General features: G+C 68.7%; 26 protein-coding genes and 5 tRNA genes. 24 read left to right on the plus strand and 7 right to left on the minus strand.

Features of this window, described 5'->3' with window-relative positions; all coding sequences use genetic code 11:
* Position 1 precedes the first annotated feature (1 nt).
* Genes MNO14_RS04185 through purM form a run of 4 tightly spaced genes read right to left on the minus strand, consistent with a single transcriptional unit; the run spans position 2 to position 2,896 of the window.
* Positions 2–718: a DUF3108 domain-containing protein gene (locus MNO14_RS04185; protein ID WP_241945526.1), complete on the minus strand. Its 717-nt coding sequence runs from the start codon at positions 716–718 to the stop codon at positions 2–4.
* A 10-nt stretch (positions 719–728) separates the two neighbouring features.
* On the minus strand, positions 729–1,388 hold the full coding sequence (gene purN / locus MNO14_RS04190) for a phosphoribosylglycinamide formyltransferase (RefSeq protein ID WP_241945527.1): 660 nt from the start codon (positions 1,386–1,388) through the stop codon (positions 729–731).
* Complete coding sequence (locus MNO14_RS04195) at positions 1,385–1,843, minus strand: hypothetical protein (protein ID WP_241945528.1); 459 nt, start codon at positions 1,841–1,843, stop codon at positions 1,385–1,387. The genes purN and MNO14_RS04195 overlap by 4 nt, the downstream gene beginning before the upstream one ends.
* A gap of 9 nt (positions 1,844–1,852) precedes the next feature.
* Positions 1,853–2,896 (minus strand): phosphoribosylformylglycinamidine cyclo-ligase, encoded by a 1,044-nt coding sequence (gene purM, locus MNO14_RS04200; RefSeq protein WP_241945529.1) that lies wholly within the window; start codon positions 2,894–2,896, stop codon positions 1,853–1,855.
* 147 nt (positions 2,897–3,043) lie between these two features.
* Here purM and MNO14_RS04205 point away from each other — a divergent pair, with 147 nt between their 5' ends.
* Genes MNO14_RS04205 through hda form a run of 3 tightly spaced genes read left to right on the plus strand, consistent with a single transcriptional unit; the run spans position 3,044 to position 6,025 of the window.
* Positions 3,044–4,129, plus strand: a complete 1,086-nt coding sequence (locus tag MNO14_RS04205; protein WP_241945530.1) for a DUF2066 domain-containing protein — start codon at positions 3,044–3,046, stop codon at positions 4,127–4,129.
* A 16-nt stretch (positions 4,130–4,145) separates the two neighbouring features.
* Complete coding sequence (locus MNO14_RS04210) at positions 4,146–5,324, plus strand: AI-2E family transporter (RefSeq protein ID WP_241945531.1); 1,179 nt, start codon at positions 4,146–4,148, stop codon at positions 5,322–5,324.
* Entirely contained in the window at positions 5,321–6,025 is a 705-nt protein-coding gene (gene hda, locus MNO14_RS04215; protein ID WP_241945532.1) for a DnaA regulatory inactivator Hda, read from the plus strand. Before MNO14_RS04210 ends, hda begins: the two co-directional genes overlap by 4 nt.
* A 19-nt stretch (positions 6,026–6,044) precedes the next feature.
* Here the strand turns inward: hda and moaB are convergent, their stop codons facing one another.
* A complete protein-coding gene (gene moaB / locus MNO14_RS04220; protein WP_241945533.1) occupies positions 6,045–6,563 on the minus strand; it encodes a molybdenum cofactor biosynthesis protein B in 519 nt (172 codons plus the stop codon).
* A gap of 240 nt (positions 6,564–6,803) precedes the next feature.
* Here moaB and MNO14_RS04225 point away from each other — a divergent pair, with 240 nt between their 5' ends.
* On the plus strand, positions 6,804–7,025 hold the full coding sequence (locus MNO14_RS04225) for a hypothetical protein (RefSeq protein ID WP_241945534.1): 222 nt from the start codon (positions 6,804–6,806) through the stop codon (positions 7,023–7,025).
* Positions 7,026–7,130: 105 nt separating this feature from the next.
* On the opposite strand, the gene prfA is transcribed toward MNO14_RS04225, so the two are convergent.
* Positions 7,131–8,213, minus strand: a complete 1,083-nt coding sequence (gene prfA / locus MNO14_RS04230; protein ID WP_241945535.1) for a peptide chain release factor 1 — start codon at positions 8,211–8,213, stop codon at positions 7,131–7,133.
* A complete protein-coding gene (hemA, locus tag MNO14_RS04235) occupies positions 8,191–9,489 on the minus strand; it encodes a glutamyl-tRNA reductase (protein WP_241945536.1) in 1,299 nt (432 codons plus the stop codon). The genes prfA and hemA overlap by 23 nt, the downstream gene beginning before the upstream one ends.
* 93 nt (positions 9,490–9,582) lie before the next feature.
* Here hemA and MNO14_RS04240 point away from each other — a divergent pair, with 93 nt between their 5' ends.
* From MNO14_RS04240 to rplL, 20 genes are all read left to right on the plus strand, one after another.
* The gene (locus tag MNO14_RS04240; RefSeq protein ID WP_241945537.1) at positions 9,583–11,277 is read left to right on the plus strand and encodes a tetratricopeptide repeat protein; all 1,695 of its coding nucleotides are present in this window, start codon (positions 9,583–9,585) and stop codon (positions 11,275–11,277) included.
* Positions 11,274–11,951, plus strand: a complete 678-nt coding sequence (gene lolB / locus MNO14_RS04245; protein WP_241945538.1) for a lipoprotein insertase outer membrane protein LolB — start codon at positions 11,274–11,276, stop codon at positions 11,949–11,951. The genes MNO14_RS04240 and lolB overlap by 4 nt, the downstream gene beginning before the upstream one ends.
* Positions 11,948–12,814 carry a 4-(cytidine 5'-diphospho)-2-C-methyl-D-erythritol kinase gene (gene ispE / locus MNO14_RS04250; RefSeq protein ID WP_241945539.1) on the plus strand — a complete coding sequence of 289 codons (867 nt, stop codon included), beginning with the start codon at positions 11,948–11,950 and terminating at the stop codon, positions 12,812–12,814. Before lolB ends, ispE begins: the two co-directional genes overlap by 4 nt.
* Positions 12,815–12,886: 72 nt before the next feature.
* Positions 12,887–12,962 (plus strand) — tRNA-Gln (locus MNO14_RS04255).
* A gap of 66 nt (positions 12,963–13,028) precedes the next feature.
* Positions 13,029–13,988, plus strand: a complete 960-nt coding sequence (locus MNO14_RS04260; RefSeq protein WP_183427372.1) for a ribose-phosphate diphosphokinase — start codon at positions 13,029–13,031, stop codon at positions 13,986–13,988.
* 86 nt (positions 13,989–14,074) lie between these two features.
* Positions 14,075–14,728: a 50S ribosomal protein L25/general stress protein Ctc gene (locus MNO14_RS04265; RefSeq protein WP_241945540.1), complete on the plus strand. Its 654-nt coding sequence runs from the start codon at positions 14,075–14,077 to the stop codon at positions 14,726–14,728.
* Positions 14,729–14,780: 52 nt separating this feature from the next.
* A complete protein-coding gene (gene pth / locus MNO14_RS04270; protein ID WP_241945541.1) occupies positions 14,781–15,365 on the plus strand; it encodes an aminoacyl-tRNA hydrolase in 585 nt (194 codons plus the stop codon).
* A gap of 85 nt (positions 15,366–15,450) precedes the next feature.
* Complete coding sequence (gene ychF / locus MNO14_RS04275) at positions 15,451–16,542, plus strand: redox-regulated ATPase YchF (RefSeq protein WP_241946257.1); 1,092 nt, start codon at positions 15,451–15,453, stop codon at positions 16,540–16,542.
* Positions 16,543–16,747: 205 nt separating this feature from the next.
* Positions 16,748–17,815: an isoaspartyl peptidase/L-asparaginase gene (locus MNO14_RS04280; protein ID WP_241945542.1), complete on the plus strand. Its 1,068-nt coding sequence runs from the start codon at positions 16,748–16,750 to the stop codon at positions 17,813–17,815.
* Between the two features lie 139 nt (positions 17,816–17,954).
* Positions 17,955–18,040: transfer RNA gene (locus MNO14_RS04285), tRNA-Tyr, on the plus strand.
* 62 nt (positions 18,041–18,102) lie between these two features.
* Positions 18,103–18,176 (plus strand) — tRNA-Gly (locus MNO14_RS04290).
* A 37-nt stretch (positions 18,177–18,213) separates the two neighbouring features.
* Positions 18,214–18,289 (plus strand) — tRNA-Thr (locus MNO14_RS04295).
* Positions 18,290–18,385: 96 nt separating this feature from the next.
* Positions 18,386–19,576 carry an elongation factor Tu gene (gene tuf / locus MNO14_RS04300; protein WP_241945543.1) on the plus strand — a complete coding sequence of 397 codons (1,191 nt, stop codon included), beginning with the start codon at positions 18,386–18,388 and terminating at the stop codon, positions 19,574–19,576.
* A gap of 140 nt (positions 19,577–19,716) precedes the next feature.
* A tRNA-Trp gene (locus tag MNO14_RS04305) sits at positions 19,717–19,792 on the plus strand.
* Positions 19,793–19,879: 87 nt separating this feature from the next.
* On the plus strand, positions 19,880–20,260 hold the full coding sequence (gene secE, locus MNO14_RS04310) for a preprotein translocase subunit SecE (protein WP_241946258.1): 381 nt from the start codon (positions 19,880–19,882) through the stop codon (positions 20,258–20,260).
* A gap of 16 nt (positions 20,261–20,276) precedes the next feature.
* Complete coding sequence (gene nusG, locus MNO14_RS04315) at positions 20,277–20,849, plus strand: transcription termination/antitermination protein NusG (protein ID WP_241945544.1); 573 nt, start codon at positions 20,277–20,279, stop codon at positions 20,847–20,849.
* A gap of 200 nt (positions 20,850–21,049) precedes the next feature.
* A complete protein-coding gene (rplK, locus tag MNO14_RS04320; protein WP_047138323.1) occupies positions 21,050–21,478 on the plus strand; it encodes a 50S ribosomal protein L11 in 429 nt (142 codons plus the stop codon).
* A 4-nt stretch (positions 21,479–21,482) separates the two neighbouring features.
* Positions 21,483–22,184: a 50S ribosomal protein L1 gene (rplA, locus tag MNO14_RS04325; RefSeq protein ID WP_183427981.1), complete on the plus strand. Its 702-nt coding sequence runs from the start codon at positions 21,483–21,485 to the stop codon at positions 22,182–22,184.
* A gap of 384 nt (positions 22,185–22,568) precedes the next feature.
* Positions 22,569–23,114 (plus strand): 50S ribosomal protein L10, encoded by a 546-nt coding sequence (rplJ, locus tag MNO14_RS04330; RefSeq protein WP_183427980.1) that lies wholly within the window; start codon positions 22,569–22,571, stop codon positions 23,112–23,114.
* A 57-nt stretch (positions 23,115–23,171) separates the two neighbouring features.
* The gene (rplL, locus tag MNO14_RS04335) at positions 23,172–23,546 is read left to right on the plus strand and encodes a 50S ribosomal protein L7/L12 (RefSeq protein WP_183427979.1); all 375 of its coding nucleotides are present in this window, start codon (positions 23,172–23,174) and stop codon (positions 23,544–23,546) included.
* Positions 23,547–23,765: the final 219 nt, after the last annotated feature.

Here is a 23,765-nt window from a genome sequence, read left to right on the forward strand (position 1 = left end):
CTTAAGGAACTCCTTGGTATTCGACGAGGCGCAGGTCGATCGCGTCTTCGCCGTCTTCGCGTTGCAGGATGCGGATGGGGGTGGGAACGCCATCGGCGATCCAGACGATCATCTCGTCATTTCCGCCGTTGGTCCGTGAAACCCGCAACGCCGAATAACTGACGTCGGCGACCTGGATGATCTCCGGCTCGGGCGCGGTGAGGTAGGCATAGTCGCGCGCGCGGCCACCGTCGACGAAGCGGTACTGCAGCGCCGCACCCGGGGCGGCGTCGCGGACGATCGCCAGGTTGATCAGCAGCGCGCTCATGTCGCCGGGCTGCAGCGGCACCGGGGCACGGCGGCGCTTGCTGATGTCGCCGGTCCAGGTCGCAACGCCCTTCGTCCAGTCGTAGACGCCTTCGGTACGGCGGTTGAACAGCACCGCCGCCTTGCGCAGCGTGTGCTGGGTCAGTGGGCGGAAGGTCTCGCCGACGAGGTCGAAGCGGGTGCCCTGCTCGACGTTCAGCCCGAGAATGCCGGCGAACCCGCGGTTGCCACGGATGCCCAAGTCGATCTGCCAATTTGGCCCGTCGGGCTGCAGGCGCATGGTGGCCGTGCCCGCCTGGCGGCCCTGGTACCAGGCCTCGTAGGTCGCGACGAACGGCTGCAACGGCGCCGCCCGCCCGACGGGCATCCAGGCGATCAGCAGGCCGGCGACGAGGGCGAGGAGAGGGCGCATTCGGCGGCCATCATGGGAAGCGCTGGTTGGCTGCCAGCTGAAGCGGGGCCGCCGCGGTCCGGCCGTCGATCTGCACCGCGCCGGCGGCGTTCAGCCGGACCCGGCCGGCGGCGATCCAGCGCAGGGTCTCCAGCAGCAGCGGATGCTCGCGCGCCAGCACCCGCTGGGCGAGTGCGGCCTCGTCGTCGCCGGGCTGCACCGGGACACGCGCCTGGGCGATCACCGGGCCCCCGTCGAGGTCGGCGGTCACGAAATGCACGCTGGCCCCGTGCTCGCCGACGCCGGCCGCCAACGCCTGGCGATGTGTGTGCAGGCCCTTGAAGGCCGGCAGCAATGAAGGGTGGATGTTGATCATCCTGCCTGCGCGCCCTTCGACGGCCGCGGCGCCGATCAGCCGCATATAGCCGGCGCAAACGATGAGGTCGGGCGCGGCGGCGTCGATCGCCGCGAACAGTGCGACGTCGTGGGCGTGGCGGTCGGCGTGGTCACGCGGGCGGACGGCCTGTGCCGGCACCCCAGCGGCTTGCGCGCGTGCCAGCGCACCGGCATCGCCGCGGTCCGACCACACGCCGGCAACTGTCGCGTCGAGTGTGCCGGCGGCGATCGCGTCGAGGATCGCCTGCAGGTTGCTGCCCCGGCCCGAAGCGAGCACCGCGATGCGCAGCGTCATCGAGCAGATCCGGTGGCGGCGAAGGCGGCGCGCACGTCGGGGCGCGCCAGCACCGACAATGCATAGATCCCGAGCGCAGTGCCGAGCGGGATGTTCAGGCAGGCGAGCGCGGCGACCGCCACGCACAGTCCGTGATGACGGCGGCGCGCCAGGTCGATTCCGGCCCGGATGCACAACGCCCCGCCGCCCAGCGTGAACACGACCAGGCTGCCGACCACCGCCATCATGCCAATCCCGGCCGGGTCGGCGAAGTCGTCCGCGGCTTCGTGGGCGATGCCAAATACCAGCAGCACCACAAACGGCAGGCTCCCGGCCAGCGACAGCGCACCCAGGACATGATGCAGGACCGAGAGCGTGCGCAACTGTCCGTCGATCTGTGCCGACGACGAGGCCGGTGCGGTCGGGCCGGGCGCCCGGGGTGGCGCGTACGGCGCGGGGTCGAGATCGGCGCGCATGCGGCCGGTTCAGCCGATGTGCACGCGCTCGCCGTCGCCGTGCGCGACGACTTCGCCGATCGACCAATGGGCCAGGCCCAGGCCATCGAGCGCGGCGCCGAACGCCCCGACGCTGTCGGCCGGCACCACCAGCACAAAGCCGATGCCGCAATTGAAGGTGCGCCACATCTCGTGGTCGGCCACCGCGCCTTCGCGCTGCAGCCAGTCGAACACCGGCGGCAGCGGCCAGGACGCAGCGTCGATCGTCAGGCCGAGGCCGTCGGGAATCACCCGGATGATGTTCTCGGTCAGGCCGCCGCCGGTGACATGCGCCATCGCGTGCAATTGCGGCCCCAGCGGCCCGCGCAGCAATTCGAGCACCGGTTTGACGTACAGCGTGGTCGGCGCCATCAGCGCATCGACCAGCTTCACGCCGCCCACTTCGACCTCGGCCGGACTCCCGGCCCGCTCATAGATGCGGCGGATCAGCGAATAACCGTTCGAATGCGGGCCGCTGGACGCGATGCCGATCAGCACATCGCCGGCCTGGACCTTGCCGCCGTCGCGCAGTTCCGATTTTTCGACCGCGCCGACGGTGAAGCCGGCCAGGTCGTATTCGCCGATGCCGTACATGTCCGGCATCTCGGCGGTCTCGCCGCCGATCAGTGCGCAGCCCGACAGTTCGCAGCCGCGGGCGATGCCGCCGATGACCGCGGCCGTGGTGTCGATGTCCAGCTTGCCGGTGGCGAAGTAGTCGAGAAAGAACAGCGGCTCGGCGCCCTGCACCAGCACGTCGTTGACGCACATCGCGACCAGGTCGATGCCGATGGTGTCGTGGCGGCCGAGCTGCTGGGCGAGCTTGAGCTTGGTGCCCACGCCGTCGGTGCCCGAGACCAGCACCGGTTCGCGGTACTTGCCCGACAGGTCGAACAGCGCGCCGAAGCCGCCCAGGCCACCCATGACCTCGGGCCGGAAGCTGCGCTTGACCAGCGGTTTGATGCGTTCGACGAGTGCATTGCCTGCGTCGATGTCGACGCCGGCATCGCGGTAGGTCAGGGGAGTGGGGGCGGTCACGGCGGCCGTCGCGAAGCGGAAAGGACCGGGGATTCTAGCAGCCGCGGCCGGCCCGCCGCGGCTGGCGCGCGGGCGCATCGCGACGGACCGCTCGCGCGGTTTGTGGCACCATCGCGCGTCGATGTCCCCCGACCCAGGATCAACCGGATGCACCGCCCGAAGCGCTCGTTGGGAATGATGGCGTGGCTGTTGGCCGCCCTGCTGCTGGCCGCCGGCCAGGCGGCCGCACAGCGCGTGGAGGGCGACCGCGCCGAAGGCACCGGTCTGTACGCGGCCGAGATCCCGGTGCGCAGCCAGAACGAGAACGAGCGCACCGCGGGCTTCTCGCGCGCGCTGGCCCAGGTGCTGGGCAAACTGTCGGGCGACCGCGGGGTCGCCCAGCGGCCGGGCGTGTCGCAGGAGCTGCGGCGCGCAGAACAGTATGTGGAGGGCTACGATTACCGCCAGGACGAGGGCGTGTCCTCACGCGGCTCGCCGACCTTCACCACGACCCTGGTGGTGCGCTTCCGTCCCGAGGACGTCGATGGCGTGGCCGCCGCGCTCGGCCTGCCGGTGTGGCCCGATCCGCGGCCCAAGCCGGTGCTGTGGCTGGCGATCGACGACGGCTCCGGGCCGCGTCTGGTCGGCCTGCAGCAGAACAACGTCGCCAGGCCAGTGCTTCAGCGCGCGATCGAGCGCGGCTACCGGCTAGGTCTTCCTGGCGGCAGCGCCGCCGAGCAGGCCGCCGTCGGCGCGATCTGGCGGGGCGATACCGCCGCGATCGCGCGCATCTCGGCGCGCTACAACCCGCCGATGCAGCTGGTCGGCAAGCTCTATCGCGACGGCAGCGGCTGGAAGGCCGACTGGATCTTCGTCGACGGCGGCCGGGTGCTGGCGCGCTGGAGCGAAACCGGCGACGACGCCCGGCGGATCCTGCCGAGCGGCGCCGACGGTGCCGCCGATGCGCTGACCCGCCGCTACGCCAAGGCGAGCCCCGCGGGCACGCCCTCGACCGAGACGGTCCTGTTCACCGGCATCAACAGCAGCGCGGACTTCATCCGCCTGTCGGCGCAGTTGCAGCGCATGTCGGTGGTCCGTGCGATCCGCCCGGTGCGTGCGACCCCGCGCGGGCTGGAGGTCCAGCTCGACCTGCTGACCGGACTAAGCGGATTCCGCCGCATGGCCGACGAGAATGTGCTGGTCGAAGCCGACGGCGCCCCCGAGGGCGTGACCCCCACCTTCCACCTGCGCTGATCGTCCCAGGACCGCCATGACCGAGCACGATCCCGCGAACGCCGACATCGCGCGTTTTCTCCGGCGCCTACAGTGGGGGTTGGTTCTCGTCGTGGTCGCCTGGGTGATCGGGCAACTGGGGCCGGTGCTCACGCCGTTCGTGCTGGCCGCGCTGCTGGGCTGGCTCGGCGACCCGCTCGTCGACCGCATCGAGCGTCGTGGCCATTCGCGTACGCTGGCCGTCTCGTTGGTCTTCGCGCTGATGACGTTGCTGCTGGCGCTGGTGCTGATCATCCTGGTGCCGATGATCGAGCGGCAGATCGTCACGCTCGTCGACAGCCTGCCGGCCTACCGCGACTGGATCATCGGGACCGCGCTGCCGTGGATCGAGCAGCGCACCGGCTACGAGGTCGTCGCCTGGCTCGACACCGACCGGCTGATCCAACTGGTCCGCGAGCACTGGCAACAGGCCGGCGGCATCGCCGCGGCGGTGCTGGGCTATCTGTCGCGCTCGGGCTTCGCGCTGCTGGCGGTGGTGATCAACCTGGTGCTGGTGCCGATCCTGACCTTCTACTTCATGCGCGATTGGGACCTGCTGGTTGAGCGTTGTGCGTCGCTGGTGCCGCGCGATCACATCGGCACCGCCACCCGGCTGGCGCGCGAGACCAGCGACTCGCTCGGTGGCTTCCTGCGCGGGCAGTTCCTGGTGATGCTGGGGCAGGGCGCGATCTATGCGGTCGGCATGTCGCTGGTCGGCCTGCGCCTGGGTCTGCTGATCGGCATGATCGCAGGCCTGATCAGCTTCATCCCGTATCTGGGCGCGACGGTCGGCATTCTGATGGCGCTGATTGCCGCGATCGTCCAGGTGCAGGGCTTCGACTGGACGCTGCTGATCCTGATCGGCGTTGTGTTCACGATCGGCCAGCTCGTCGAAAGTTACGTGCTGACCCCGCGTCTGGTCGGCGACCGCATCGGCCTGCATCCGGCCGCGGTGATCTTCGCGGTGCTCGCCGGCGGACAACTGTTCGGGTTCCTGGGCATGCTGCTGGCGCTGCCGATGGCAGCGGTTGCCAATGTGCTGTTGCGCTACGCGCACGAGCGCTACACCCAGAGCAAGCTCTACGCGGGCGACAAGCCGACGATCGCGCTGTCGGGCCGCACGCTCGTCGTACCCGCCGACGGTCGCACCGATGAGCCGGTCGATCCGACGCGATGAGTGCACCGTCACCGCAATTGCCGCTGGCGCTGCGCTATCCGCCAGACCAGCGGCTGGACACATTCGTCGCCGACGACCCGGCGTTGTTGCCGCAGCTGCATGATTTCGCGCTCGCCGGCGCGCGGCGTGCGCTGTACGTGGCCGGCCCGGCCGGCACCGGCAAGACCCACCTGGCGATCGCGCTGTGCGCGCAGGCCGAACAGCTGGGGCGCAGCGCCGTCTACCTGCCGTTGCGCAGCCTGGCCGGGCGCGTGCGCGCAGCGGCCGAGGCGCTGCAGGGCCACGATCTGGTCGCGGTCGACGGCCTGGACGCAATCGCCGGCGACAGGGACGACGAGGTGGCGCTGTTCGACCTGCACAACCGGCTGCACGACGCCGGCCGCAGCGTGTTCTACACCGCCGACCAGCCGCCCGAAGCACTGGCGCTGACCTTGCCCGACCTGCGCTCTCGCCTCAGCCAGAGTGTGCGCGTGGCACTGGCGCCACTCGACGACACGGGCCGGCACGCGTTGCTGCGCCTGCGTGCCGAACGTCGCGGCCTGCAGGTGGATGCGGCGACCATCGACTGGCTGCTGCGCCGGGTCGACCGCGACCTGCCGGCGCTGACCGCGCTGCTCGATCGGCTCGACCGGGCCTCCTTGGCCTCGCAGCGGCGGCTCACCGTGCCGTTCGTGCGTCAGGTGCTGGCCGAAGCCTCGTAGCGGCGGTGGCCGCGCGCCGTCATTCCTTCAGGCGCGGACGGATCGTCGCCAGGTTGCAGGGTCGGGTGGTCGAATCGAGCTGGTGACGGATGATCCGCTCCCACGCGGTCGTGCAGGCCGAGGTCGAACCAGGCAGGGCAAAGACGAAGGTCGCGTTCGCCAGGCCGGCGAATGCGCGCGACTGCAGCGACGAGGTGCCGATCTCCTCGAACGACACCGCGCGGAACAGTTCGCCGAAGCCCGGCATCTCCTTGTCGAGCAGGGGCAGCAGCGCCTCGGGCGTCGAATCGCGGCCGGTGAAACCGGTGCCGCCGGTGACCAGGATGCCGTCAACCTCGGGATCGGCGATCCAGCGCGAGACCAGCGCGCGCATCGCATAGCGGTCATCGGGCAACAGCGCACGCTCGGCGACGCGGTGGCCGTCGGCGCGCAGCGCTTCGGCGAGATAGTCGCCGGACGTGTCGTTGGCGGCCGTGCGGGTATCGGAGACCGTCAGCACGCAGATGGACAGCGGGATACGTTCGTTCAGTGCGCTCATGCGGTCAGATTACCACCGGTGCCTGCACCTCCCCGAAGCATTCGTCGGTTCGAGTGCGGTTGGAATCGCGATACGAGGCGACAGGGTGACTTGCCATGAGCAGGTGCGCAGCAGCCGTCGAGGCCATGTGCATCAGTATTTTCCTATACGCAATGAAGGAGAATTCTGACGGCGTGTGTGCGGTGTATCCGCGATGGTTGGCCTCGCGAGCCATCCGGCTCGCTTGCATGGAGGAACATCATGAAGAAACTGGGTCTGCGATTCGCCCTCGTGTGTGCGGTCGCCGTTGCGGCGTCGGGTAGCGCAAACGCGCTCGAGGGCACGCCGTGCACGGAGGGTCAGGAGAACGCATACGTGCAGACCGGGATGTACGGCTACAAGGTCTATCAGTGTTTGGGCGTGTGGACCTATCTTTACGAATGCGATGAATCCGGCTACTGCTTCATCGGCAGTCCCGGCTGACGCGGTGGCTTGAAACCCGGGGCTCTGACTCCGTCAGAGCCCATCAACTGAGCGCGCGAGCGATGAGCAGCGTCGCTCAGGCGGCTCGGCAAGGCTCGCGCACGCTCACTGCGCGGTGAGCTGCGCCAACGCGTCGGCCTGGTGTTCCTGCGACAACCGGTCGACGAGCGGCTCGAGTTGGCCCTCGAGCACGTTGGGCAGGTCGTAGAGGGTCAGGCCATCGACCCGGTGGTCGGTGATCCGGCCCTGCGGGTAGTTGTAGGTGCGGATGCGCTGGCTGCGGTCACCGCTGCCGACCTGCAGCCGGCGGATCTGCGCCGTCGCAGCCGCACGGCGTTCGGCCTCGGCCTCGGCCAGCATCGCGCGCAGCCGCTTCATCGCTTTGTCGCGGTTGGCGTGCTGGCTGCGCTCGGTCTGCGACTCGACGACGGTACCGGTGGGCACGTGGGTGATGCGGATCGCCGAGTCGGTCTTGTTGACGTGCTGGCCGCCAGCACCCGAGGAGCGGAAGGTGTCGACTTTGAGGTCGGTCGGATTGAGCACGATGTCAGCGGCCTCATCCTCGATCGGGATGATCGCCACGGTTGCCGCCGAGGTGTGGATGCGCCCCTGCGATTCGGTCTCGGGCACGCGCTGCACGCGATGGGTGCCCGACTCGAACTTCAACCGCGCGTAGGCGCCGGCGCCCTCCACGCTGGCGACGATCTCGCGGAAGCCGCCATGTTCGCCGGGGTTAGCCGATTCGACCTCGACCCGCCAGCCGTTGCGCTCGGCGAAGCGCTGGTACATCCGGAACAGGTCGCCAGCGAAGATCGCGGCTTCGTCGCCGCCGGTGCCGGCGCGGATCTCCAGGTACAGGCCGCCCTCGTCGCGGGCGTCGCGCGGGATCAGCAGCGCCAACAGTTCGGCCTCGAGCGCCTCGAGTCGCGCGGTCGCCGCGGCGATCTCTTCTTGGGCGAGTTCGCGCAGGTCGGCGTCGTCGAGCATCGCGCGTGCGGCGGCGAGGTCGGCATGGACGGCCCGTTCCTGCGCCAGCGCTGCCGACAATGGTTCGAGCTGGGCGAACTCGCGCGATAGCGCACGGTAACGGCCCTGGTCGGCGACCGTGGCCGGGTCGGAGAGCAGGCGTTCGACCTCGTCGCGACGCTCGGCCAGGGCCTCGAGCTTAACGCGCAGGGTCGGCAGCATCGGCATCGGTCCGAGCGGGCGCGGGTGGCAGCAGCCGGTCGAGGCTGTCGGCCAGCGCGTCGTCGCCGCGCAGCGCGGCTTCGCGCAGCGCGGCGGTAGGCAGGTGCAGCAGCCGGTTGGTCAGGGTGTGCGCGAGCAGTTCGAGCACCGCCTCGGCGGACTGGCCGGCCGCCAGTTGCTGGCGCGCGCGCGTCAGCGATTCGCTGCGGATCGCGTCGCCGTGCGCGCGCAGTCGCTTGACCGGGGCCAGGCGCGCGCTCGCCGCGCGGGTTTCGCCGTAGCGGCTGACCTGCAGATCGATGATCGCCTCGGCATCGCTCGCGGCCTCGCGCCGGCTGCGCCGGTTGTCGTCGAGCGTGCGCTCGAGGTCGTCGACGGTGTACAGGAACACGTCGCGCAGCTCGGCGACGTCGGGTGCGATGTCGCGCGGGACTGCGAGGTCCATCAGCAGCATCGGACGGTGCTTGCGCGCGGACAGCGCGGCGGCGACCTGCGGCCGGGTCAGTACCGGTTCGCGGCTGGCGGTGGCCGAGAACACGATGTCGGCCAGGAACAGATGCCGGTCGATCTCGTCGAGCGGCAGCGCGATGCCGCCGTGCCGCGCCGCCAGTTCCTGGGCGTGGGCATAGGTGCGGTTGGCGACCAGCAGCCGCTTGACCTTGGCCTGCGCCAGGTGCCGCGCGGCCAGTTCGATGGTCTCGCCGGCGCCGATCAGCAGCACGGCCGAATCGGAGGGCCGCGCGAACGACTCCTGTGCGAGCCGCACGGCGAGCGAGGCGACCGACACCGGGCTGTTGCCGATCCGGGTCTCGCTGCGCGCCCGCTTGGCGGTCACGAACGCGTGCTGGAACACGCGGTCGAGTTCGCCGCCCAGCGTGCCGGCGCTGCGCGCGGTCGCCCAGGCCTGTTTGACCTGGCCGAGGATCTGCGGCTCTCCGAGCACCAGCGAGTCCAGCCCGGTCGCCACCCGGAACAGATGACGCACCGCATCGTCGTCGCGATGGCGGTAGAGATAGGCGTCGAGCGAACCGCCGCCGGTGCCGCCGTCCTGGTCGGGATGGGCGGCCAGCCAGTGCGCCAGCGCGCTGCCGTCGTCATCGGCCACCGCGTAGAGCTCTGTGCGGTTGCAGGTCGACAGCAGCGCGACCTCGCGCACCTGCGGCAGCGACTTGAGTTCGGCCAGCGCCGTCTGCAGCGCATCCCCGGAGAACGCGACGCGCTCGCGCAGGGCGACCGGCGCGGTCTGGTGGTTGATGCCGAGGGCGTACAGACTCATGGGCTGGCGGGCTCTCCCGGGATGGCTCATCCCGTTCAGGCGCTTGCGATAAGCTTCCGGTGAAGCGCCCATTTTACGGCCCGGTTGCCCCAGATGCCCGTTTTCGATTCCATTCCGGTCGCCCGAGTGCGCGCGGCCCTGCTGGTGCCGTTGCTCGGCGTCGCCTGCGCGGTGCAGGCGCAGCCCGCGGTCGAGGCCGCCGACCCGCTCAGGCGCGATGTGCTCGGCGCCACATTGGCCGGGGAGTTTGCGGTGCAGGCCGGGCGTCTGGACGAGGCCGCTAACTGGTACCTGGACGCGGCCCGTCATTCCGACGGCGATGCCGGCCTGGCCGAGCGGGCGACCCGCATCGCGCTGCTCGCTGGCGACGACCGCCGCGCGGGCCAGGCGTTGGACCTGTGGCGTCGTCATGCGCCCGAGTCGCTGCCGATGCGCGCTGCAGAGGCGACACTGTCGCTGCGCAATGGACGCGATCGCGCCGCGCGCCGCCAGCTCGAAGCGTTGCTGCGCAGTGGCGATCCGACCGGCTGGCGGCATGCCTTCACGGTGCTGTCGGGCGGCGGTCGCGACCCGCGGCAGGCGGCGCGCCTGCTCGAGCGGATCGTCGCCGACGGCGCGATTCCCGACGAATTGCAGGCGTGGATGGCCTTCGGTGGCCTGGCCCAGCGCCTCGATCGCCCGGACCTGACCGAGCGCGTGCTCGACAACATCGTGGCGCGCTTCCCCGGCGAACCGCGGGTCGCGCTGCTGCGGGCCAGCCAACTGCGCGAATCGGGTCGCCTCGACGAGGCCCGCGCGGCGCTGGCGGCGATGGCCGAGGCGGCGCTGGCCGCGCCCGACCTGCGTCTGGCGATCGCGGGTGAGTACGAGGCGATGGGCGATCTCGACGCCGCCGAGGCCACGCTGGCCAACGGGCCACAGGACGGCCGCACCTACGTGCTGCGCGCCTCGCTATTGGCCCGGGCCGAGAACAAGGCCGCGCTCGCGGCGCTGTACGACGAGGTCAAGGCGGTGGCGCTGGCGCCCAATCCCGCGCAGCGCCTGCTGCTGGGACAGATGGCCGAGTACCTCGAACAGTACGACGAGGCGCTGGAGTGGTACGACGCGGTGCCGGGCGGCGAAGAACGCTTCCAGGCCAGGCTGCGCGGCGCCCGGGTGCTGCACGAACTGGGGCGTCACGACGAGGCCTGGGCGCGCTTGCGCGCACTGCAGGCCGACGGGACCGCTGATGACGAATTCCGCCGCAGTGCCTACCTGCTGGAGGCCGAGCTGCGCCGGTCGGCCGATGATCCGGCCGAGCTCGACACCTACAACCGCGGGTTGTCGGCGATGCCCGACGACCCGGCGCTGCTCTACGCGCGCGCGTTGATGTGGGAGCGCCGCGACGACATTCCGCGCGCCGAGGCCGACCTGCGCCGGCTGCTGGTCGCCGAGCCGGAGAACGTGGCCGCGCTCAATGCGCTGGGTTACACGCTGGCCGACCGCACCACCCGTTATACCGAGGCGCTGGAGCTGATCGACCGCGCGCGCGTGGCCGAGCCCGACAATGCCGCGATCGTCGACAGTTACGGTTGGGTGCTGCACCGGCTGGGCCGCAATGCCGAGGCGCTGGTGGAGCTCCGCCGGGCTTATTCGATGATGAGAGACGCGGAAGTCGCTGCGCACATCGCCCAGGTGTTGTGGGCGATGGGGCGCCGCGACGAGGCGCGCAAGTACTTCGACGAGGCGCGCGCCATCGATCCGGAAAACCGGTCGCTGCTGCGTGCGCTGGAGGTCACCGGCGCATGAGGCGGTGGCACGGTATGGCGATGCTCGCGGCGGTGGTCACGCTGTCGGCCTGCACCAGTGTCCCGGTCCGGCCGCCTGCCGAGGTGGTGCGGCTCGATGCCGACGCGCGGGTGGCGGCCGATGCCCGGCTCGCCGCGCGTGAAGCGGCGGTGCGCGCCCTGCCGGAGTTCGGATTCGCCGGGCGCGTGGCGATGTCCAACGGGCGCGACGGCGGCAGTGGTCGCATCGAATGGCTGCAGCAGGGTGCGCGTTACCGGGTCGTGCTCAGCGCACCGGTCACCCGCCAGAGCTGGCAACTGCAGGGCGGGCCGGACGGCGCGCGGATCGACGGCCTGGACGGTGGCCCGCACGAAAGCACCGATGTTGGGCAACTGCTGTGGGAGACCACCGGCTTCGAGATCCCGGTCGCGGCGATGGCCGCCTGGGCGGCCGGCGCGCGCGCCGACGCCGCGCTGTCGGGCGAGGCCCAGGTCGACTACGACGCCGCGGGGCACCTGGCACGGCTGCGCCAGGACGGCTGGACGATCGACTACCTGGAATGGCAGCCCGAGAGTGCCGGGGCGCTGGCGCTGCCGACCCGAGTGAATGCCGCGCGCGGCACCGCGCGGGTGCGGCTGGTGGTCGATGCCTGGACACTTCCCGACGTCGCGCCCGCAGCGCCTGTAGCACCGTGAGCCCGCTGGACGACGCCGGCTGGTCCAGTTGGCCGGCCCCGGCCAAACTCAATCTTTTCCTGCGGATCACTGCCCGTCGCGCGGACGGCTACCACGTCCTGCAGACGGTGTTCCGGATGCTCGACTGGGGCGATACGGTGCGCCTGCGGCTCCGCGACGACGGCCTGATCCGCCGGGTGGGCCCCTCGGTGCCCGGATTGACGGAGGACGATGACCTGGTCGTGCGGGCCGCGCGCGCGCTTCAACGTGCAGCCAATTGTGCGCAAGGGGTCGATATCACCGTCGAAAAACGGATTCCGACCGGTGCAGGGCTGGGCGGTGGGTCGTCGGATGCGGCCACCGTGCTGCGGGCGCTCGACCGACTGTGGGGCATCGATCTCGGCGAGGACCGGCTGGCCGCACTGGGCCTGACGCTGGGGGCCGATGTCCCGGTGTTCGTCCGCGGACGCAACGCCTGGGCCGAGGGCGTGGGCGAAACGCTGACGCCGGTGGCGCTCGAACCCGCCTGGTATCTGCTCGCCGACCCCGGCGTACACGTGAACACTGCGGGCTTGTTCCAGGCCCCTGAATTGACGCGAAATGCCCAGCCCGCGACAATGGTCGACTTCGTTTCAGGTGCTTCGCTCGGCAACGCGTTCGAGCCGGTCCTGCGGCGCCGGGAGCCAGCCGTCGAGGCGGTGTTCGCCGCGCTCGCAACGGTCGGCACGCCACGTCTGACCGGGACGGGCAGCGGCTGCTTCGTCGAATTCGCGACCCGCGAATCCGCCGAGGCCGCCCAGGCGCAGGTCGCATCGCGGGTCCAGACCCGCGTCGTCGCCGGCGCCGCCCGCTCGCCGCTGCTCGAGGCACTGGACGCGATGTAATGGGTGATGTGGCCTTCGTGATGCCGGCTTCGACGCATCGGCAATCGCGGGTCCCCATCACCGCTCATCCAGAGGGGCGTCGCCAAGTGGTTAAGGCACCGGGTTTTGATCCCGGCATTCGCAGGTTCGAATCCTGCCGCCCCTGCCATCCCCGTGCGCGCGTGCGTGCGCGGTCCTTCCATCCGCTCGGTCAGAGCGACGCGGAATCTCCAACATGAAAGAAGAACGCAATCTCCTGATCTTCTCGGGCAACGCCAATCGCCCGCTTGCCAAGTCCGTCTGTCGCGAGCTGGGTGTGCGCCAGGGGCGGGCGCTGGTGTCCACGTTCTCCGACGGCGAGGTGCAGGTCGAGATCGAGGAGACCGTGCGTCGCCAGGACGTGTTCGTCCTGCAGCCCACCTGCGCGCCCTCGGCCGAGAATCTGATGGAGCTGCTGGTGCTGATCGATGCGCTCAAGCGCGCATCGGTATCGAGCGTCACCGCGGTGATCCCGTACTTCGGCTACTCGCGCCAGGACCGCCGGCTGCGCTCGAGCCGCGTGCCGATCACCGCCAAGGTCGCCGCGCGCATCATCACCGCCGCCGGTGCCGATCGCGTGCTGACGGTCGACCTGCATGCCGACCAGATCCAGGGCTTTTTCGATATCCCGGTCGACAACGTCTATGCTTCGCCGCTGCTGCTGGCCGACATCTGGCGCGCGCACGGCACCGACAATCTGATCGTCGTGTCCCCGGACGTCGGCGGCGTGGTGCGCGCGCGCGCGATCGCCAAGCGGCTCGACGATGCGGACCTGGCGATCATCGACAAGCGCCGTCCGCGCGCGAACGTCGCCACGGTGATGAACATCATCGGCGACGTGCAGGGCAAGACCTGCGTGCTGGTCGACGACATCGTCGATACCGCCGGCACGCTGTGCGCCGCCGCCGCCGCGCTCAAGGCCCAGGGGGCGATCAAGGTCGTCGCCTATTGCACGCACGCGGTGCTGTCGGGGGCTGCGATCGACAACATCAACAAGTCCCAGCTCGACGAGATGGTCGTCACCGACACCATTCCGCTGTCGGAAGCCGCGCGCAACTGCGCGCGCATCCGCCAGCTCAGCGTCGCCGAACTGCTCGCCGAGACGATCCGCCGGATCGCATTCGGCGAGTCGGTCAGCTCGCTGTACGTCGATTGATCCCAACCCAACCGGCTCTTCTGGTCGCGGAAGAGTCAATCCAACCGCCGCGAGGCGGAATCATCGCAACATCAAGAGTGAATCCAATGGCCATTTCGCATGAAATCAAGGTGCAGCGCCGCGAGGACGAGGGGAAGGGTGCGAGCCGCCGCCTCCGTCACGCCGGTGAAGTGCCTGCTGTCGTCTACGGCGGCGATCTCGCACCGGTGAGCATCAAGCTCAGCCACAACGATGTCTGGCTCGCCAGCCAGCACGAGTGGTTCTACGCGTCGATCCTGGACCTGAGCCTCAATGGCGACATCCAGAAGGTGCTGCTGCGCGATATGCAGCGTCACCCGTTCAAGCAGCAGATCCTGCACCTGGACTTCCAGCGCGTGAACGACAACGAGGTGATCAAGACGGCGGTGCAGCTGCACTTCCTCAACGAGGACACCTCGCCGGCCGGCAAGGCGGGCGACGTGATCGTGATGCACGAACTCACCGAAGTCACCGTGACCTGCCTGCCCAAGGACCTGCCGTCCTCGATCGAGGTCGACCTGGGCAATCTGACGGTCGGCGACATCATCCACCTCTCGGCACTGAAGCTGCCCAAGGGCGTGGAGATTCCCGAGCTGGCGCTGGGCCCCGACCACGACGTCGCCGTCGTCGTCGCCAAGCACGGCCGTGTCGAAGCCGAGCCTGAAGAGGGCGAAGCTGCGTCGGCCGACGTGCCGGCGACCAAGGCCGCGAAGGAAGAGTGATCCCGTCGCGGACGCGCGCGCCTGTCGGTGCGCGCGTCCCGGCGGCGTTGCGATGACGACCGGTCTGCAATTGATCGTGGGACTGGGCAATCCCGGTCCCGAGCACGCGCGAACCCGGCACAACGCCGGGTTCCGTGTCGTCGATGAGATCGCCGCACGCGCCGGCGAGGCGTTCGGCATCGACGCCAAGCTGTTCGGCGAAACCGCGCGGGTGCGGATCGGCGGCCATGACGTGCGCCTGCTCAAGCCGGCGACCTTCATGAACCTCAGCGGCAAGTCGGTGTTGGCTGCGCAGCGGTTCTGGAAGATCGACCCCGAGCGCACGCTGATCGCCCACGACGAGCTGGACTTGCCGCCCGGCGTGGCCCGGTTCAAGTTCGACGGCGGCCATGGCGGGCAGAACGGCTTGCGCGACACGATGCGGTTGCTGGGCCACGGTCGGTTCCATCGCCTGCGCATCGGCATCGGTCATCCCGGCCACCGCGACAAGGTCACGCCCTGGGTGCTGGGCCGGCCAAGCGCCGACGACGACATTCTGATCGGCCGCGCCGTGGACGATGCGATCGACGCACTGCCGCTCGCACTGGCGGGCAATTTCATGGACGCGATGACGCGGCTGCATACGGCGAAGCCGTAATTGGTGATTGGCGATTCGCCGCGGCATGCGCCGGCGCGTTCGAATCCCCAATCACGAATTACGAATCACGAATCACGGACGCGCCATGGGCATCAAATGCGGCATCGTCGGCCTGCCGAACGTCGGCAAGTCGACTCTCTTCAATGCGCTGACCAAGGCGGGCATCGCTGCGGCCAACTTCCCGTTCTGCACGATCGAGCCGAACGTCGGCATCGTGCCGGTGCCGGACCTGCGTCTGAACGCGCTGGCGACGATCGTCAAGCCGCAGAAGGTGCTGCCGACGGCGGTCGAGTTCGTCGACATCGCCGGGCTGGTCGCGGGCGCGGCCAGCGGCGAAGGCCTGGGCAACAAGTTCCTGTCGCACATCCGCGAGGTTGATGCGATCACGCATGTCGTGCGCTGCTTCGAGAACCCCGACGTCATCCACGTCAACAACAAAGTCGATCCGATCGCCGACATCGAGACGATCGACACCGAGCTGGCGCTGGCCGATCTCGATTCGGTCGAGCGCGCACTGCAGCGCGCCGAGCGTTCGGCCAAGACCGGCGACAAGGATGCGAAGGTCCGCGCCGAGGTGCTCGGCCGCGTGCATAAGGGCCTGGCTGACGGGCGGCCGGTGCGCGCGCTCGCGCTGTCGGACGACGACCGCGCGGCGATCCGCGACCTGTTCCTGCTCACCGCCAAGCCGGTGCTGTACATCGCCAACGTGCTCGAAGACGGCTTCGAGAACAATCCGCACCTTGATGCGGTGCGTGCGCGCGCCGTGGGTGAGGGCGCCGAGGTCGTGCCGGTGTCGGCGGCGATCGAAGAGGAACTGTCGCAGCTCGATGATGCCGACCGCGACGCGTTCCTGGCCGACCTCGGGCTCGACGAGCCGGGTCTTAACCGGGTGATCCGCGCCGCCTATGGCCTGCTGGCGCTGCAGACCTACTTCACTGCCGGCGTCAAGGAAGTGCGGGCGTGGACAGTGAAGATCGGCGCGACCGCGCCACAGGCCGCGGCGGTCATCCATACCGACTTCGAGAAGGGCTTCATCCGCGCCGAGGTCGTCGGTTACGACGACTTCATCCGCTACGGTGGCGAATCGGGCGCCAAGGAAGCTGGCAAGTGGCGCCTGGAAGGCAAGGAGTACATCGTCAAGGACGGCGACGTGATGCACTTCCGCTTCAACGTCTGATCTGCGTCGAGGGGCTTTGGCGTGAGTTTCGCCGTCTGAGTCCTTGAAGGTCGAGTATCGCCAAAGGCGTCCTTCGGGGCGCCTTTCGCGTGTATGGCACCCATGGGCAGGCGCCGCATGTGGGCAGCGATGGCCGCGACGCGTCGCGTGTCGATGGGCTGCGGCCCGCCTACACTCGACGTCTCGTTATGTCACCGGAGTTCCCATGCGCGCCCTCGCCCTGTCCGCCTGCGTTCTGCTGTCGAGCGCCGTCCTCGTTCCATCTCCGGCCGTCGCGTCCGGTGCGGCGCCGGACCAGGTCGCGCCCGGCCCGGTGCTGGCGATCCACGGCGGCGCCGGGGTCGTGCGCGGCAATCTCACGCCCGAGGAAGAGGCGTCGGCGCGCGCGGCGCTGGCGCTGGCCCTGCGCACCGGTCATGCCTTGCTGCGCGAGGGGCGGCCGGCGCTCGATGCGGTGGTCGCGGCGGTGACCGTGCTCGAAGACGATCCGGCGTTCAATGCCGGTCGCGGCGCGGTCTTCACCCACGAGGGCCACAACGAGCTCGACGCTTCGCTGATGGATGGGGCCACACGCGCCGCGGGTGCAGTCGCGGGCGTGCGGCGGATCCGCAATCCGATCCAGCTCGCAAGGCGGGTCATGGAGGACTCCCCGCATGTGATGCTAATCGGCGAGGGCGCCGAGGCGTTCGCCCACTCGCAGGGCGTCGAGCTGATCGATCCGATCTGGTTCCGGACCGAGAAGCGCTGGCAGCAACTGCAAAAGGCCCGCGCCGAGGGCGCAGCGGGCGGGCGCGCCGCGACCGTCGTCGCCGACGACCCGCTGCGTTACTTCGGGACCGTCGGCGCGGTCGCGCTCGACACGCGAGGCGCACTGGCCGCGGCGACCTCGACCGGTGGCATGACCGATAAGCGCTGGGGGCGCGTCGGCGATGCACCGGTGATCGGCGCCGGCACCTGGGCCGACGCGCGGTGTGCGGTCTCGGGCACCGGTTGGGGTGAGTTCTACATCCGCAGCGCCGCCGCGCACGCCATCTGCAGCCGCGTCGGGCTGCTGGGCGAGGGCATCGGCGAGGCGGCGGCCGCGGTGATCGACCGGGACATCCCGGCGATGGGCGGCAATGGCGGCGCGATCGCGCTCGATGCCGCCGGCAACATCGCCATGCCGTTCAACACCGAGGGCATGTACCGGGGCTGGATCGGCGCCGACGGCGTGCCGCATGTCGCGATCGGACGCGACGATGTGTCTGCAGAGGATGGCGCGTCGGCGCGTTGACCGGTACTATGCGCGCCCCGCCATCGCGTACCGCAGGTACCGGGGCGGGGCAGCCTGGCTCCACCGCACCGCGGCGTTGACAGGAAGGAGAACTGGCCCCAAAATCGCGGGCTGTTTTCACCGGCAGCGCGAAATCGCCGGAGGGATACCCAAGTGGCCAACGGGGGCAGACTGTAAATCTGCTGGCTTACGCCTTCGGTGGTTCGAATCCACCTCCCTCCACCATTTTGCAGTTCGGTGGAACGAACAAGCAGTGCGACAGGTTGTGCGGCAGGCTGGATCCCGGTGCGGGAGTAGTTCAATGGTAGAACCTCAGCCTTCCAAGCTGATGGTGCGGGTTCGATCCCCGTCTCCCGCTCCATTGACGGCTCCGGCCGCATCCAGAGGTTGAAATCGTTGCTCACGTAGCTCAGTCGGTAGAGCACCTCCTTGGTAAGGAGGAGGTCGAAGGTTCGATTCCTTTCGTGAGCACCACATCTATGCGGATCCTTCCGCGAAAAGCCCGGCCCTGCATGGCCGGACTTTTCATAAAGGCAGTCATTCACAAACGTTCAGCGAGACAAGGCAGCCATGGCAAAGGGTAAGTTCGAGCGCACCAAGCCGCACGTCAATGTCGGCACGATCGGTCACGTCGACCACGGCAAGACGACGCTGACGGCGGCGCTGACGAAGATCGGCGCTGAGCGTTTCGGCGGCGAGTTCAAGGCCTACGACGCGATCGACGCGGCGCCGGAAGAGAAGGCGCGCGGCATCACGATCTCGACCGCGCACGTGGAATACGAGAGCCCGACGCGCCACTACGCGCACGTCGATTGCCCGGGCCACGCGGACTACGTCAAGAACATGATCACCGGTGCGGCGCAGATGGACGGCGCGATCCTGGTGTGCTCGGCCGCTGACGGCCCGATGCCGCAGACGCGCGAGCACATCCTGTTGTCGCGTCAGGTCGGCGTGCCGTACATCGTCGTGTTCCTGAACAAGGCCGACATGGTGGACGACGCCGAGCTGCTCGAGCTGGTCGAGATGGAAGTGCGCGAGCTGCTGAGCAAGTACGAGTTCCCGGGCGACGACACCCCGATCATCTCGGGTTCGGCGCGCCTGGCGCTGGAAGGCGACCAGTCGGAGATCGGCGTGCCTGCGATCCTGAAGCTGGTCGACGCGCTGGACACCTGGATTCCGGAGCCGGAGCGCGACATCGACAAGGCGTTCCTGATGCCGGTCGAGGATGTGTTCTCGATCTCGGGTCGCGGCACGGTGGTCACGGGCCGTATCGAGCGCGGCATCATCAAGGTCGGCGACGAAATCGAAATCGTCGGTATCCGTCCGGTGCAGAAGACGACCGTCACGGGCGTCGAGATGTTCCGCAAGCTGCTCGACCAGGGCCAGGCGGGCGACAACGCCGGTCTGCTGCTGCGCGGCACCAAGCGTGACGACGTCGAGCGTGGCCAGGTGCTGGCCAAGCCGGGTTCGATCAAGCCGCACACCGACTTCGAGGCCGAGGTCTACGTGCTGTCGAAGGACGAGGGTGGCCGTCACACGCCGTTCTTCAAGGGCTACCGTCCGCAGTTCTACTTCCGCACCACCGACATCACCGGTGCGGTGGAGCTGCCGGAAGGCACCGAGATGGTGATGCCGGGCGACAACGTGAAGATGGTGGTCACGCTGATCAACCCGGTGGCGATGGACGAAGGTCTGCGCTTCGCGATCCGCGAAGGCGGCCGGACCGTCGGCGCCGGCGTGGTGGCCAAGATCCTGAAGTAAGCCCACGGCCCGCGCGTTCACGCGTGCGGCGCCGGATCACTCTCGCTTCGCGGCGGGGGTGACGATTCAAAGGCGGGCCGGCAACCCGGTCCGCCTTCGTCGTCTAAGGGGTATCCTGGGCGACGTGTTCCAACAGCCACACGCCAGTAGCTCAATTGGCAGAGCAGCGGTCTCCAAAACCGCAGGTTGGGGGTTCGAGTCCCTCCTGGCGTGCCATTTTTGCGGAGCCTTTTCCGCACGGGCCCTGGCGCAGCGCGGCCTGGCCTGCCAAACGAGCAGTCGCAACCGATGAGTCGCCGGGACTTGAACAGCAGAGTGGAACATTCGAAAGGCGCATCCTCTACGGATCTCGCCAAGTACGCCGCCGCCGCGCTGCTGGTCGTCGCCGGCGTCTTCGCCTTCTACTGGTTCCAGGCGCAATTGGCCACGCCCGTGCGCAGCATCATCGTCGGCCTGTGCGTCGTCGGCGCCGCGGCGGTCTTCCTGACCACCGGCAAGGGCCATCAGACCCGCGAGTTCTTCTCGGAAACCCGTTTCGAGATGCGCAAGGTGGTCTGGCCGACGCGCCAGGAAGCGATGCGCCTGACCTGGATCGTCATCGTCGCGGTGATCCTCATCAGTTTGGTGCTGGCCGGTTTCGACCGGGTCATCCAGTGGCTCATCCAGCTCATCCTGCGGCAGTGACGGAGTAACGAACCTGATGGAAACCGAAGGCGTCAAGCGCTGGTACGTCGTGCATGCCTATTCCGGCTTCGAAAAGTCGGTGGCACAGGCGCTGCGCGATCGGATTGCGCGGACCGGCATGCAGGACCGTTTCGGCGATGTCCTGGTACCGACCGAGGAAGTGATCGAAATGCGCTCCGGCCAGAAGCGCCGTTCCGAGCGCAAGTTCTTCCCCGGCTACGTCCTGGTGCAGATCCTGACCTCGGACGAGGGCGGCATCCCGCGCATGGATAACGAGAGCTGGCACCTGGTCAAGGAGACCCCGAAGGTGATGGGCTTCATCGGTGGCACCGCAGACCGCCCGCTGCCGATCCGCGACGAGGAAGCCGCCGCGATTCTCGATCGCGTTCAGGAAGGTGTCGAGAAGCCGCGTCCGAAGGTGCTGTTCGAGGCCGGCCAGATGGTCCGCGTCGTCGACGGTCCGTTCAACGACTTCAACGGCGTCGTCGAGGAAGTCAACTACGAGAAGAGCCGGCTGCGCGTCGCCGTGCTGATCTTCGGCCGTTCGACCCCAGTCGAGCTGGAATTCGGGCAGGTCGAGAAGGCCTGACCCGCGGCGCGCCGCCGATGTGACGGGCGCGCCAAACCCTGCTATAGTGCCCGACTCACTGTCCGGTCGAGCAGGGCAAGCGCATAGGCCGCCGCATGGGCGGCCTTTCGCGCGGATGGACAACGTGAAGCCGGGACACGTGATTTTCCCGGCCCGATGGGGAGCCTGAGCACCAGGCGTTCGCACCCGGAGAGCACACAATGGCAAAGAAAGTCGTCGGTTACATCAAGCTGCAGGTGAAGGCCGGGCAGGCCAACCCCTCGCCGCCGGTCGGTCCCGCGCTGGGTCAGCGTGGCCTGAACATCATGGAGTTCTGCAAGGCGTTCAACGCAGCGACCTCCAAGCTCGAGCCGGGTCTGCCGACCCCGGTCATCATCACCGCGTACTCCGACCGTACGTTCACCTTCATCACCAAGAGCACGCCGGCCACGGTGCTGCTGAAGAAGGCGGCGGGCGTGGGCTCGGGCTCCAAGCGTCCCAACACCGAGAAGGTGGGCAAGGTCACGCGCGCCCAGCTCGAGGACATCGCCAAGGCGAAGGAGCCGGATCTGACCGCAGCGGATCTGGATGCAGCAGTGCGCACCATCGCGGGCTCGGCCCGTTCGATGGGCCTGACGGTGGAGGGCTGAGACCATGGCACAGACCAAGCGACAGAAGCGGCTGCAGGCCGCGGTGCAGCCGGGCAAGAGCTACGGCATCGATGATGCGCTGAAGATCGTCAAGGACAACAGCAACGCCAAGTTCGCCGAGGCCGTGGACGTCGCCGTCCGCCTGGGCGTCGATGCGCGCAAGTCCGACCAGCAGGTCCGCGGCTCGACCGTGCTGCCCGCCGGTACCGGCAAGAGCGTGCGCGTCGCGGTGTTCGCCCCGGCCGGTGCCAAGGCCGACGAGGCGCTGGCCGCTGGTGCCGACGCCGTCGGCATGGACGATCTGGCCGAGAAGATGCAGGCCGGCGACATCAACTATGACGTCGTGATCGCGACCCCGGACGCGATGCGCGTCGTCGGCAAGCTCGGCACGCTGCTCGGCCCGCGCGGCCTGATGCCCAACCCGAAGGTCGGCACGGTGTCGCCGAACCCGGGCGAGGCGGTCAAGAACGCCAAGGGCGGTCAGGTCCGCTACCGCACCGACAAGGCCGGCATCATCCATTGCACGATCGGCAAGGCCGACTTCGACGCCGACAAGCTCAAGGAAAACCTGCAGGCGCTGCTCGCCGACCTGGTCAAGGCCAAGCCGGCCACCGCCAAGGGCCAGTACCTGCAGAAGATCTCGCTCAGCTCGACGATGGGCCCGGGCGTGATCGTCGACCAGTCCACGCTGAGCATCGCGCGCTGATCGAGTGGTGATATCGCGCGTCGCCCCGTCCGCGGGGCGACGCCACTTTTGGGGGCATCGCGACGGACCTGTGGTCCAGCGCGGCGCCGTCAAAGACCGCAGGCGCGGTCTGGATCAACGTGGCGACGGGCATCGGATGCGCCCAATTGGCAGGGAATCGCCGCCACCGAGGATCGAGAGCGCTTAATCCCGAGGTGTCCGCACCAAAGGGCCTGCGCAGATGGTGATGCCCTTTCTGGAGTTTTCTGGTTCGACATGTGTCCAGCCAGGCAGGAAAGGCCACCACCGGGATGCTTCGCGCATCCCCGGCCTCCCAGGGACGGGGGCCGCTCAGGACCGCAAGCGGCAGGAGCCGTGAGCGGAGTTCACAACGAGGAGTGATGAATGGCTCTCAATCTGTCCCAGAAGCAGGAAGTTGTCGCCGAGCTGGCACAGGTCGCCGCGAACGCCCACTCCCTGATCGCCGTCGAGTACCTGGGCACCTCGGTCAGTCAGCTGACCGCGATGCGCAAGAAGGCTCGTGAGACCGGTGTGTACTTGCGTGTTGTCAAGAACACCCTGGCCGCGCGTGCCGTGGAAGGTACCGAGTACGAGTGCGCCAAGGACTCGCTGTCCGGCCCGCTGCTGTACGCGTTCTCGACCGAGGAGCCCGGCGCTGCCGGTCGCCTGATCAAGGAATTCGCCAAGACCAACGACAAGCTGCTGCCCAAGCTGGTCGTCGTGGAAGGCCAGCTGTATCCGGCCAGCCATGTCGACGTGCTGGCGTCGCTGCCGACGCTCGAGCAGGCGCTGTCCATGCTGGCCCGCGTGCTCTCCGAGCCCGCCGCGATGTTCGCCCGCGCCGTCAAGGCCGTCGGCGACAAGCAGGGCGGTGGCGAGGATGCGCCGGCCGAAGCTGCTGCCGAAAGCGCGACCGAAGCGACGGCGTAAGCCCGACCTGCTGGTCCAACGAACCCAATCCCAGAAAACTTTTCAAAGGTAATCACAATGTCCCTTACCACTGAGCAGATCGTCGACGCCATCGCCGAGAAGTCCCTGATGGAAGTGATGGAGCTGGTCAAGGCCATCGAAGAGAAGTTCGGCGTCTCCGCTGCCGCCCCGGTCGCCGCTGCCGCCGCCGCTGCCGGCCCGGCCGCCGCTGCCGAAGAGCAGACCGAGTTCACCGTCATCCTGAAGGCTGCCGGCGACAAGAAGGTCGAGTCGATCAAGGTCGTCCGCGCCATCACCGGCCTGGGCCTGAAGGAAGCCAAGGACCTGGTCGAAGGCGCGCCGAAGGAGATCAAGGAAGGCGCGACCAAGGAAGAAGCCGAGAAGATCAAGAAGGATCTCGAAGCCGCTGGCGCGACTGTCGAGATCAAGTAAGCGGCACCATGGCATCGCAGCACATGCTGACGATGCGCCGGGGCCGGGGGCGAAAGCTCCCGGCCCTTGGTCGTTCCGGAAACCGGGCGGCCTGAACAGACAACGACGCAGTTGTCAGTGGGTAGTAGCGGGAGAAGGCGTGCTGGTGCCGGCAATACCAGCGACTACCCAGTGGCAACTCATGTTCCCGGATCGCCAGTCGGTCCACCGATCCATCGA

The sequence above is a fragment of the Luteimonas sp. S4-F44 genome, from assembly GCF_022637415.1.
In the GTDB taxonomy this organism is placed as follows: Bacteria; Pseudomonadota; Gammaproteobacteria; order Xanthomonadales; family Xanthomonadaceae; genus Luteimonas.